We start from the raw sequence: 11,659 nt of genomic DNA, 5'->3' as shown, positions 1-11,659 counted from the left end.
TTTTTTTTTTGTTTTTGTGTCCAAAAAGTCGGCTACCGTATGTGATAGCCGACTTTTTGTATTGATAAATTTAACGTGAGCTGCAGCCGTACGATGGCTGTCATCTCAACAATCGTTTCCGATTTTTATTTTTGCTTGTAAGGAACGGGATTTTTAGCTTTTAGCTCTGGATCCTTTTTAAGAAGTTTTTCAGCCTTCGCAAGTTCAGACTCAGGAACCAAGCCTTGATTGTAATCGATAATAATTTTACTCATTTCTATATATTCATCTTTTGAGATGAGCTGTGATTCGTCTAGTTTAGTTTCAGTTCCTTTAGCCATATTTGTACTTAATTTACTAGAGGATTGAATGAAATATATAGTCCCACATAAAACCATCACCATCGCTACAGTTGATATAATCATCGTTTTCTTCTTCATATCATACCTCCTAAATTTTAACTTACATTCATTTATTTAGACGAGTATACCATAATGATTGTTGCTTATAAAAAAAGACCGTTTGTTCCCCGTTAGCCATCCATGCACCCTCTGCAATGCACCACAGAGCATGAAAGTTGACCCGTTCTTTCATGATAGTTGAATTAGCCAGAGTGTAAATGAATGTCAGTCTAATGCTGATTATACTTACATCCTAATGTCATAGCCAATAATTCTATTTGCATATGTGTCGATATAAATACCGATAGAGCCTAATTGGGGGTCTAAAGTAGTCTTAAATACGACCCGAGCTATGCTTTCAGGTTTATCTATGGATTTTTTCATCCCAATATCATTCCACTTAGCTAAGGTGACCATTGCTTGTTTCCAGTCACCAATAACTGTTTTTTTCTCAGCGTCCTTCAATGAATTCCAAGCGATCTCTCGCATTTTCATTTCATCTAATGACTTTGGCTCTGTTGTTCCTTTACTGCAACCTACAAGCGTCAGTATAAATACGAAACACAGTAACATTAGTTTAATCTTCAGAAACACACCTCCTGAGCTATCACGATTATTAGTTTGATTGTATCTTTTTCCATTATATTAGACGAAATAAAGTTCGATTTGTTCCGCTAAATTGCCCGTTAGCGCAACACGGCTGCCGATTCATGCCGGCAGCCGTGTTCTAGTTTATTTATTGAGCTATAGTGTCCCGTTAGCTCAATGATTCATGTTTGTCTTACTTATCCGAGATTCCATTTCATTTATACGATAACGGCACTATTAGTTGCCGGCTTTCCCGGCCAGTATCAGTTCCAAATTTTTCTCTATCTCGGAATCTATGGCCGCTCCCCATCCGTCAGGAATTTGCGGTTTGTTGATGAGGTGGAGCATGGTGGATATATCTGCAACCTTGGAAAGCGCGTACCACTCCACGGGCAAAGGTTCTCTCGCCTTTCGGTTGTAGCCTTCCTGGAAGGCGGCAACGGTGTCTGCGTCGATATAGCACTCAACTTGCGTCCTTGTCCTGAAAAATTTGCCGATGTCATAAAAGACAGGAGCAGCAAAACAGTACTCATAATCGATGAAACAAGGCTCCAATGAAGGCGTAATCATAATATTGGAGAAAATGAAATCGCCATGCGAGAACACATGCTTGTCCGCAATCTTCTCTACCAATGCGGCGTTATTCGTTAGGAATTGCAAACACTTCACTTTCGTTGAAGGTTGAATGTGGGTCCCTGCATGGCCATTTAGCAGCGAGTAATATTGGCTCTCGAAGGATTCAAGATGTTCCGCGATCTGCAAATGATTGTCTAACAGCGCCATATGCGGATATTCCGTTTGATGCAGCAAGGCAAGCGCACTGCCGATTCGATGCACAACATGGTCGGGACATCCCTCGTTCCCTGCAATAAAATCCCCTAGCGTTGAGCCTTCAATAAACGCCATGATTAAGTAAGAAAAGGGGACAATCTGTTTGCTGTCATCGAAGAAGAAAATTTCAGGGGTACGAATCCTTGCTTTCGCATACTGGTAAGCCGTCACTTCAGTCCGGCTATGGTCGTTGTTAGCGGGATAAATCCTTAATACATACTTGCTACCACTGTCTGTCTGTAAGGCATAATTGCTGGTGCTCATGCCTTTCGTCAAGGGCGACACTTGGGTAATGCCTGCCTTGGGGTCGAAAGCGGCGAACAGCCTTTTTACCATGCCTTCGTTGAGAGCTTGAAAATCGAACAATCTTGCCGAATCTTTCACCACAGGTCGCCTCCTTCACGATTCACGATTTCTAACCCTTACTAGTTTGACAACGATATGCGTTAATGAACTATCTTTCCTCAATAGCTGAATCATGCTTGAGTTTTTCGACGGTAGCCATCTTCAAGGATTTGTTTAAGGCCTTCAGTTCTCTTTTGAATAAAGGCATTCCAAAAAGTCTTACCTTTCTCAGCTAAATCCTCTTTTGAGTAGACCCCTTCTTCGAACTTCCCCCAACAGCCATCTTTTGTTAACTTATCCCATCCTAGGTAATCTGCATAAAGGCGGTTCTCTGAAGGGATGTCTGAACCCATCGACTGAGGTTTTACTAATTCTGGACAAAGCCACATTGCCGTGCAAACGGACAACAGACCGCCGTGCATTTCGTTCAGCCCTTCTAAGCCTGCTGCCTTAACTGCTTCTTCCCATGCAACATGACTATTATGATTTGCAGTGATGACTATAATTTCTGGGTATTTGTAATTAATATGTTTAACAAATGCACCTTCCCAGTAAGACCCACCATGTCCTGTGCAGACCAAGAATTTTCTAAATCCTTGTCTAGTTAAGTTACAAATAATATCCTCTAACATTGCTGTTAAGATGTTGGGGCTTACGGTAACTGTCCCCATGAAATTGGCATGCTCTTCAGAGGTATTAAAGGGTATGGTAGGTAATACGTATGCGTTCAATTCTGTTCCATACGCGATTGCATATAACTCAGCGATAAGAGTATCTAAATGCATGGGCAAGTATGGTCCAAATTGTTCCGTTGCCCCAACAGGTATAATCGCTGTATCCATTCCGCTACTTGAGATTTCACTTGTCGTGTTTCTATAGCTAAGCATATGAACACCCCTAAAAAATCAATTTCTACTACAAACCAAATTGTACCATCTTTGAGGTGATAGAAAACAACTTTAAACAAAACTATCCTATTCGATTGTGTATTAAACTAATCTGCCCGTTAGCGCAACGCGGCTGCCGATCTATGCCGGCAGCCGCGTTTTAATTATTTATTTAGCTATAGTGTCCCGTTAGCTCAATAGACTATTTGCAATGACTTTGAGATATCAATAATTTTGTAATCAAACTTTTTAATAAAGCCCTGTTTCGCGGCTACTTTTATTGATGGATGATTATCTTTCCAATTGTCCTGATAAGGTACAAGATTCATTATATTAACTGAACAAACGTACGGAAAGTAAGGCTGAACTTTTATAGAGTGATCTGATTTAGTTTTGCCGGCTCTTTATTTGCTAATTTATTTTGTCGCTTTTGCTTTGGCCATGAAGGCCTCGATTTCGTCGACTGTCTTCAAGATATCTTTTGAGAGCACCTCGCAACCGTCTTCCGTGACGAGGACGTCATCCTCGATGCGGATGCCGATGCCTTCTTCGGAGATGTACAGGCCTGGCTCCACGGTTAACACCATACCCGGTTGTAACTCCAGACCACGGTAGTCGCCGACGTCGTGCGTGTCAAGGCCAAGACTATGGCTAACCCCATGGTAGTAGACGTTACTCAGCTCTTCATCGTTCTCGATCAAACCAAGTTCCTTGCCCCCTTCGGCCAACACTTGCTTGGTGATCTCGTTCAGCTTAGTGAAGGGTACGCCTGGTTTGATCGCACTGATGACTTCCTGCTCAGCCTTCAGCACGAGGTTGTAGATCGCTTTCTGACGATCGCTAAACGTCCCGTTGACAGGAAACGTACGTGAGATGTCGGCGTTATATTGGTCGAACTCCGCACCTATGTCGACCAGCACCAGCTCGCCGTCTTGGACATCGCGGTCGTTTTCTTCGTAGTGAAGTACTGTCGCACGGGCACCGCCCGCCACAATCGGGTCAAAGGCATAATGTTTCGCACCCGACGTGCGCAAGTTGTATGTGAAGTGTGCTTCCAGCTCCGCCTCGTTGACTCCCGGACGCATTTGAGACACCATGCGCTCGATACCTTCCTTCGTGACTTCGATGGCGCGCTTTATCTTCACTATCTCATCTTGTGTCTTGAACAGGCGCAGGTGGGCGATCTGTCGGTACAGGTTCTGAATCACGAGCATCGGATATTGCTCCTGCGTTTTGCGTGCAAACATCTCCACCCGGCCTGGCAGCTCATGGAACCCTCGTCGTTCAAGGTCGAAGTACACGTTTTTGTAATCATAGTTCGTCACGGCAGCGTGGAAGAAGCGTTCGAAGGTGTCGCGATCTTGCACCTTTCCGATGCCGGTGATCGCTTTGGCTTCATCCGCGGTCATCATCTTGCCGGACCATTTCTCCAGTACCGGATCAACTTTTTCAATAAACAGCGTCTCTTCGACTTGAATGCCCCGCTTGGTGATCACCAGGATGGAGCTCGGTTTCGTCAATCCAGTGAGGTAATAATAATGGCGGTTCGGCTTAAATGGAAAATTCGCATCCGCTGATTTATGGGAAGCTTCCCCAGCAAACAAAACGGCAATGGAATCATCAGCCAAAGCTTGGACCAACTTTTGACGGTTGTTTACAAAAAAGGTTTGTTTCATGTCTTACACTCTCCCTTTTGCAATTCTTAATGCTATTCTAACTATAATCATATATTAACATATTCTGGTTGTTACTGATTAGTATCAAAAGTATAATGCGCTCAAGAAGAGTGATCTTTTGCCAACGATTCGAAAAGAAATACTAATCGATGCCTCACCTGAGCAAGTGTGGGATGCAATCAGAGACGTAGGTGCGGTCCACTATCGTCTGGTCCCCGGATACAATCGAGGCTGAAGTGCAGAGAGACGATTTCAATACAGCCCGTTAATGTGTTAAGGCAGCCAGCCTCAGCTGACTACCTTCTCCTGCTGTTAGGGAATGCTTCCGAACAAGTAATGACAGCTATCGCCCGAAAATCCTGCAATTCATCAAATTTGTTCCTTCCTCGGGTCACAATTAGTATTCATCGTGCAGCCGCCACCACGTATAAGGTGGTGTTTGCGGCCAACCCTCAGGTGAATCCTCCCAGTCTTCCTGGCGCCCGTAGGGTGTCAGGTCAAGGAAATTGAAGTCAGCTCTGAGCCTATCAACACCACGAGCCTTAGTGTAATAGGTACGATAAACTTGTTCGTCATCACGAAGAAAGACACTCAGGCCGAATCCACTACCTGCACCACAATCCATGTTAAAGTTATCGCCATTCGAAGAGAACCAGGGTACAGTCCAACTCATGCTGCTCTTGTAGGGCTCGATCTGTGATAATGGTGCAGGGGAGACTAGAACAAAGGTCGTATCACGAGCATACAGATGAGCAAGATGGCCAATATTGTCTACGAATGACGAGCAGCCTCGGCAACGGTGGTCCGATCCCGGAGCCATCATAAAATGGTAGACGATGAGCTGCCGTCGTCCGTCGAAAAGATCAATAAGATTCGCTGTACCGTTCGGGCCCTCGAATACGTAATCTTTAACGATCCTTACCATCGGCAACCTGCGACGTTCTGCGGCCAGTGCATCCAATGCACGAGTGAGTTCCTTCTCTTTGACGAGCAGTTTTTCTCGAGCAGTCAGCCACTCTTGTTCTGAAACGATTTGTGGAAGTGCTGTTTGGTTCGTTGTCATTTGGCTCCTCCCTGAAATTATTCTGAGTATCTCTTATATTATAACAATTTGAATATTTGTAATTTCTTATGAATTGCGCATTTAATTAAGCTAAACTGCCCGTTAGTTGAGAAAAGGCAGCCGATCTCAAGAAGTCAGCTACCTTCAAATGTCTTTTATTGAGCTATCGTGTCCCATTAGTTTAACAAAGGCTGCCGGTTTTCGGCAGCCTTTTATATGTTCTGATCAGCTATTTTTATTTCCCGAACCGAAACCTATAACGTATCCATCCAAGTCTCGAACAGAGAAGTCCTTCCAATAACCCCAGTCTTGTTCGATTACTTTTGGTTCCGAGACAATAATTGCCCCATTTGTTTTAAGTTCAAGATATAAAGCATCAAGTTCGTTATGAGTTTTTACATAAGCATAAGTATTCCAAGTTCCTTTATTCGGTCTAATATCTTCAATGTCTTTTGCTTGAATTAATTTAAAGCCTAAACCAAAATTATCTCGAATTGCCCAGAGCCGAGCTTAACCAGTTGAGAACCCTGCAGATCCCTTCGGTCAGTTGATTTCTATGGTCAGGGAGCTTGTGAAATTCGCCCCCGACTCCAGGGTGATTATTCCCTCTTTAGCTTGAAGTTCACCTTCGAAGACGTCCATATCCGCTACTCCTTGCCAAGGCTCGATGCATATGAAGGGAGCGTTCAAAGGCTGCCAAATGCCCAGGTCGGGAAAACCCTTATAGGTGACAACTACGCTTTTGGCGGAGTGCTTGCTTCTAAGCGAAATCTGCCGAGAGCTCACATTTCGGAAAATCAATGCGCCTTCGGTGAACATTTCATGGGATAACGGCAGGATGGTCTCTTGTTTTAGAACGGGCTCCGATTTGCCGCTGATCAGCAGGCCGTCCGAATTCAAGAACAACCTTTCAAGGTTTTCCGATTCAGCGAACTCCAGATAGTAATCGCTCAGGCTATCGTTGTCATCAAGCGGACAATTGAACGCCGGGTGGGTTCCGAGCTGGAAGAAGATATCCTGTTCATCGCTATTTTCCACCCGGTAACTAAGTTCCAGTGTGCTTGCATTCAGTTTATATGTAATATATAGGTTGAATTTAAAAGGATAACTGGCCAGGGTTTTCTCATCATAAGAGAGGCGGTAAACCGCGTGGGTGTCGCTTTCTTGGACCAGCGTAAATTCGCTGCGTCTGGCGAATCCGTGATTGCCGATCTTATAGGCTTTGCCGTCCACCGTAATCTCTCCGTTCCGGGCTGCACCAATAATGGGAAACAGTACCGGAGAACGGCCTGTCCAATACGTGGCGTCACCGCTCCAGATGTATTCAGCTTCCGGATCCAGCTTTCTGAAGCTGATCAATTCCGCCCCAAGGGTATTAATCTCAGCTTCCGCCGAGCTGCTGCGCAAAATTTTATTCATTGTTGTACTCCCCTTTCATACTTATAGTCCAGATACCCATATTATATCAAAGTTCTTGAGGGAGTTGAGAAAACGACAGCCAATTCATCAGCTGCCGTTTCTTCGTGCTTATTGAGCTATCGTGTCCCATTAGCTTAATCAACAATAATAGCCTAACCACCTTGATTAATGGTCCAGTTCTATGGAGTCTATATTTAGCGTTAATTTTTAAAATGGCTTCCTTACAACTTTGATGATGCGAGCACCACCGCGAATAAGTTTATTTGCTTGTTCACGGTTGATTCTTACTAGTACAGAAACATCAGTCGTGTTTTCAACGTCAAATACCGAAAAAATTCGACCATTAGCGAACAGTACGCCTTTTAACTCTACTTTCTTAGTACTACTCGGTTTTGGAGGAGTTTTTTTAAATATCGTACGCATAACACCTGCTTTTATGAGACTTGCTGCTTGTTTTGCAGTCGTTCGAACACCGAATACCGGATCAATTTCAACTCCAGGTGCTTTTGCCTCCACCTCAACAATTAGAAAAAAACGATTCCCAATCTTTGCTATACTATTCGCTCCAATGGTTATCGGCGGTGTTGTTTTCGCCAAATTACATCACTCCCTCAAACTATCATATGGAGGGCGTAATGTACTGGACCTAGACAATCGCCCAAGTATCATAAATTCTCGATCAGATCGTATTGCTGCATTAACCTGCCCGTTACATCAATGAAAAAGGCAGCAGATCGTTTGACCGGCTGCCGCTTTATCATGATTCAACTATCGTGTCCCGTTAGCTCAATCTGATGGGTAACATGCGGGAATGATCCAAGTTTGAGTGTCGAAACTCATTCTTTGTTTCAACTCACGCCTCTTTCTTCGACCGCCCGAATAAAGTGCCCATCTGGATCATAAAAGGTAAAATAACCGAAATCATTAGTGAATTCTGGATTTTTATCGATGTGGGCTCCTGCTTGTTTAATCCGTCCATGCAAAGCAAGCAAATCATTTGTAAGTAATTCAATCATCGTCACGTGCCCCGTGCTGCTTGTGATAAAGAATGAACGCGGAAATTCAAACTTCAATTGTGTGACGTCTTCCGGTTTGGTTTCCATCAAAAAAATACCTGGACCGTTTCCATTCTTCAATCCAATATGCGCCTCTCCAAACGAATAGTCTGCTGAAATCAATTCATACCCCAACGCATCGCAATAAAAATCCACCGATTTTTTCAAATTTGTGACTGGAAATCTCATACAGCAGTAACCAATCACATCTGCACCATTCGTTTTTTTATTTAACATTTTCTTCAACTCTCCTTTTCAGTCTATCATCGATTCATAAATTTTCCATCTATGTACTTTTCGCGACTTCATTCAACTATCCTGCCCGTTAGTTTAATCCCATTCCTCAGAAACACAATTTGTGTGTGGCTATCAATATCTTAATACTCACCATTGTATTCTACATAGCTCGTTTGTTTGATGCGAGCAACGTGATTTGGTATATATCTATTTTGTGCATGCGGTGATAGACCTTCTATATAATTAATTGCGGCTTCAACCATGTTATCAGTTAAAAAAACTCTATCATCCAAAAAACCGCTCAATAATGCTGAATCATCACCTTTTAACTTTAAATGAAGATAGCCATAGCCTGGATCTACAATAACAAGATTCACAATTTCATCTTCATTTTGTTCTTTTGATGAATCATAAAATCTTGCTACAATATCTTGGTCTTTATAAAATATATCCACATCACAAGAAAAGTTTTCAAATATGAATTTCATAGATTTCACCCAGCCTATTCTTTTTCTTCATAATCTTACACCTATTGAAAATATTTAGTTTTTTAATACTTAATTATTCAAGACAGTCACCACGTAATCCTGCCCGTTAGCGTAACACGGCTGCCGATCCATGTCGGCAGCCGTATCTTAGTTATTTATTAAGCTATCGTTCCCCGTTAGAGTAATGTCCCTCAACAGGGTTCTTTTTTGCCAGGAATGAAGCAACTGCATGTGGTTTTACAAGATTTCCTCCGTGACTTTCAATTACTTCTCTAATTTCTCTAAATAATTCATTACGAATGTCTTCTGTAACTAATCTATGCCTGGAATTCGTATTTAACAAGGAAATATACTCACTGGCTGTAAAGAGGTGATCCCAAGTATAGTGTTTAACTTCGAGGTCCGTAAACAATCCGTCCTTTAAAGTCAATTTTGACCTGTCCTCAATAATCTGTTCCAAAGAAGGGTTTTGAGAATCATCGAGTTGGGGAGCATACTTTCTATAAAGTTCGCGAATCTCGTTATAAGGCTCATTGTATGATGGTACATGGACAGTCCAAAAAAATGCGACTGATCCTTGGTTCTCAAGCAAATCGAAGACTTTTCTGTATCCGAGTTCTTGCGGCTGAATGAAATGAAACGCTGTACCTGAAATCGCCAGATTATATTTTGCACTTTCATGGTTCCAAGTCTCAAACTGAGAATTAATAATTCTGACGCTTGGTCTATCCTTAAATTTCTCTCGAGTAAGTTCCGCCAAATTTTCGCCTAACTCAATTGCAGTTATATTGGAATATCCAAAATTCACGAATCCTCTCGTTGCTTGACCAGTACCACAGCCAATTTCAAGTATTTCATCATTCGATTTTAATTCTGTGTAATCTAAAATATCTCTGAAAAGTTGCTCAGGATATGGTGGTCTGTACTTTTCGTACTCTTTCGCGATTTCATTAAAGGTGTTTTTTCGTTCCATTTCACTAACCTCCCTTATTAAATTGAGAATAAAAAACTCCCGTCCCCCATAAAGGGACGAGAGTTAGACTCCGTGTTACCACCCAAGTTCACCAATGCTTACGCATCGATCTTTTTTCAGGTACGACAATTTAAATAATTGAATATACCCTAGCACTATAACGGGTGCGCCCGTCACATCCTACTCCCAAAGCGGTTTCAAAGTGCAGCTCAGAGACCATCTTCATTGGGCTCATCTTTACCCCCTTTCAGCATACAGGGGCTCTCTGTAAAAGATAATGTCCAACTACTCTCTCTCATCAGTGTCTTTAACAGGAATATATTGGAATTTCGGATAGTGTATCATCAATCTGCCTGGTATACAATGGTTATGTCTTAAAAGTATTATACTCCACGCTAACTTGCAGCGTTAGTGAGAAAAAGGCTGCCATGCGGCAGCCCCTAATGCAATTCAACTATCGTGTCTCGTTAGTTCAATCTGAAAGGATTAAGTAATGTGTGTGTGCTGAGTCTAAATGAAGGTAGTTAGGGATATTTTACGCTTTCTTTTTAGGGACTTGTTGTTGAGATATCACATTGAGTCATTTTTTTTCATCGATCTCTTCTTCATCTGAATGTAAGCCATTCCTAATAACCCTACTGCGACTCCGAGTCCCCCCCACACTTCATAATTTCCAGTAAAATATCCAATCGCACCACCAATTAAAACACATGCAGCCATAACTAGACCAGCATTCATTCGTCATCACCCCAAATCATCATATTGGAGGTTATACCTAAAATTAAATATACTATTCCAACTTATGAAACAGAACCACCTATCAATCTTTAAACGGTTACACACATCAATATCTTATTAGGATGTTTATAACTATCCTGCCCAATTCTTTATTATAATTGACTTATATTTTCCTAGTGCCACCTAGGATCACCGTTTTTCAAAGTGCACTTCAGGATATTGTTTTGGTGGTCCATCAAGCAGTTTTGATGGTAGATCCTTTAGGTACTTATCAAAGAACGCCAATGTGTAAGAATTAATGATATTGTTTGCCCGATCTCCATCGATTGGTCCGGTTAGGCCTGCCCACGACATCAGTGGTGAGTAAAGTGGTGCATCGGAAAAGTTTACGTGAAAAGTGCCAGGTATCAAAACTAAGTAACCGTCTTTCGGCAGTTTCTTGTAAACCGATCTCATAGTTATTTGAGTTTTATCTATATCCACTTTCGACCACCCTTCCATCTTCATCCACTTAGCTTCACGACTGATAAACATGGTTGGTTGCTTTAAACCAGAACGAACCACATTGGCAGGCATATGAACATCCATTGCTATGAAGGCACTCAAACGAGGTTCTAAGTAACTGGCTTCGGCACCTACAAGACCACCCATTGAAGGTCCAAACATACCAACGTGCTTAAGATCCAATCGTCCAGTCAGGATTCCTCTCGGATCAGATTGGTTTAAGGCTGTGAGTTGATCAAGTGAAAAAATAACGTCCTTAGCGAGATAGGGTATAACAATGTTGTCAAAGAATTTGCGATCAGCTGGTATACCACTCTGAGGCCCGGGAAGAAGGCGAGAGTCGAGGGGTATCAAACGACCATCAGGAAATACTACTCCGCTAGAGGAGTAAGGATGGTCGATGGAAGCCACAATGTAGCCATGTGACACCAACTCCTCAAACATTTGGGTACTTTCTTGACGAAAACCTCCACGT

The 11,659-nt window shown here is 42.4% G+C and carries 13 protein-coding genes and 1 other annotated feature; all 13 genes read right to left on the bottom strand.

Annotated elements, in window-relative coordinates; genetic code table 11:
• Positions 1-125: 125 nt before the first annotated feature.
• The gene (locus tag ACFQZR_RS12405) at positions 126-419 is read right to left on the bottom strand and encodes a hypothetical protein (RefSeq protein WP_379346216.1); all 294 of its coding nucleotides are present in this window, start codon (positions 417-419) and stop codon (positions 126-128) included.
• A 207-nt stretch (positions 420-626) separates the two neighbouring features.
• Positions 627-974, bottom strand: a complete 348-nt coding sequence (locus ACFQZR_RS12400) for a hypothetical protein (protein ID WP_379346214.1) — start codon at positions 972-974, stop codon at positions 627-629.
• Between the two features lie 231 nt (positions 975-1,205).
• Positions 1,206-2,186, bottom strand: a complete 981-nt coding sequence (locus ACFQZR_RS12395) for a phosphotransferase family protein (protein ID WP_379346212.1) — start codon at positions 2,184-2,186, stop codon at positions 1,206-1,208.
• Positions 2,187-2,275: 89 nt separating this feature from the next.
• Positions 2,276-3,031, bottom strand: coding sequence for a creatininase family protein (locus tag ACFQZR_RS12390; RefSeq protein ID WP_379346210.1), 756 nt, complete (start codon positions 3,029-3,031; stop codon positions 2,276-2,278).
• A gap of 416 nt (positions 3,032-3,447) precedes the next feature.
• The gene (locus tag ACFQZR_RS12385; protein ID WP_379346208.1) at positions 3,448-4,707 is read right to left on the bottom strand and encodes an aminopeptidase P family protein; all 1,260 of its coding nucleotides are present in this window, start codon (positions 4,705-4,707) and stop codon (positions 3,448-3,450) included.
• Between the two features lie 397 nt (positions 4,708-5,104).
• Positions 5,105-5,770, bottom strand: coding sequence for a DUF899 domain-containing protein (locus tag ACFQZR_RS12380; protein WP_379346206.1), 666 nt, complete (start codon positions 5,768-5,770; stop codon positions 5,105-5,107).
• Between the two features lie 543 nt (positions 5,771-6,313).
• Entirely contained in the window at positions 6,314-7,189 is an 876-nt protein-coding gene (locus ACFQZR_RS12375; RefSeq protein ID WP_379346204.1) for an aldose 1-epimerase family protein, read from the bottom strand.
• Positions 7,190-7,396: 207 nt separating this feature from the next.
• Positions 7,397-7,786, bottom strand: coding sequence for a hypothetical protein (locus tag ACFQZR_RS12370; RefSeq protein WP_379346202.1), 390 nt, complete (start codon positions 7,784-7,786; stop codon positions 7,397-7,399).
• A 251-nt stretch (positions 7,787-8,037) separates the two neighbouring features.
• A complete protein-coding gene (locus tag ACFQZR_RS12365; protein WP_165921283.1) occupies positions 8,038-8,481 on the bottom strand; it encodes a VOC family protein in 444 nt (147 codons plus the stop codon).
• Positions 8,482-8,621: 140 nt separating this feature from the next.
• A complete protein-coding gene (locus ACFQZR_RS12360; RefSeq protein ID WP_379346199.1) occupies positions 8,622-8,978 on the bottom strand; it encodes a hypothetical protein in 357 nt (118 codons plus the stop codon).
• Between the two features lie 154 nt (positions 8,979-9,132).
• The gene (locus tag ACFQZR_RS12355; RefSeq protein WP_379346197.1) at positions 9,133-9,942 is read right to left on the bottom strand and encodes a class I SAM-dependent DNA methyltransferase; all 810 of its coding nucleotides are present in this window, start codon (positions 9,940-9,942) and stop codon (positions 9,133-9,135) included.
• A 49-nt stretch (positions 9,943-9,991) separates the two neighbouring features.
• Positions 9,992-10,253, bottom strand: a binding site (T-box leader).
• Between the two features lie 259 nt (positions 10,254-10,512).
• Complete coding sequence (locus tag ACFQZR_RS12350) at positions 10,513-10,680, bottom strand: hypothetical protein (protein WP_379346195.1); 168 nt, start codon at positions 10,678-10,680, stop codon at positions 10,513-10,515.
• Positions 10,681-10,869: 189 nt separating this feature from the next.
• A partial coding sequence (locus ACFQZR_RS12345) for an alpha/beta hydrolase family protein (RefSeq protein WP_379346193.1) occupies positions 10,870-11,659 on the bottom strand: 790 nt, incomplete at its 5' end.

Origin of the sequence: Paenibacillus sp. GCM10027629, assembly GCF_042676425.1 — a bacterium.
Taxonomy (GTDB): Bacteria; Bacillota; Bacilli; order Paenibacillales; family Paenibacillaceae; genus Paenibacillus_K; species Paenibacillus_K terrigena.
Note: the sequence above shows the minus strand (reverse complement) of the source record. Positions and strands in the feature narration are given on the sequence as shown.

What these genes read in the sequence shown, in the direction of transcription:
- ACFQZR_RS12405 (WP_379346216.1), bottom strand. Translation starts at nt 419, where the DNA reads ATGAAGAAGAAAACGATGATTATATCAACTGTAGCGATGGTGATGGTT.
- ACFQZR_RS12390 (WP_379346210.1), bottom strand. Translation starts at nt 3,031, where the DNA reads ATGCTTAGCTATAGAAACACGACAAGTGAAATCTCAAGTAGCGGAATG.
- ACFQZR_RS12385 (WP_379346208.1), bottom strand. Translation starts at nt 4,707, where the DNA reads ATGAAACAAACCTTTTTTGTAAACAACCGTCAAAAGTTGGTCCAAGCT.
- ACFQZR_RS12380 (WP_379346206.1), bottom strand. Translation starts at nt 5,770, where the DNA reads ATGACAACGAACCAAACAGCACTTCCACAAATCGTTTCAGAACAAGAG.
- ACFQZR_RS12375 (WP_379346204.1), bottom strand. Translation starts at nt 7,189, where the DNA reads ATGAATAAAATTTTGCGCAGCAGCTCGGCGGAAGCTGAGATTAATACC.
- ACFQZR_RS12365 (WP_165921283.1), bottom strand. Translation starts at nt 8,481, where the DNA reads ATGTTAAATAAAAAAACGAATGGTGCAGATGTGATTGGTTACTGCTGT.
- ACFQZR_RS12355 (WP_379346197.1), bottom strand. Translation starts at nt 9,942, where the DNA reads ATGGAACGAAAAAACACCTTTAATGAAATCGCGAAAGAGTACGAAAAG.
- ACFQZR_RS12350 (WP_379346195.1), bottom strand. Translation starts at nt 10,680, where the DNA reads ATGAATGCTGGTCTAGTTATGGCTGCATGTGTTTTAATTGGTGGTGCG.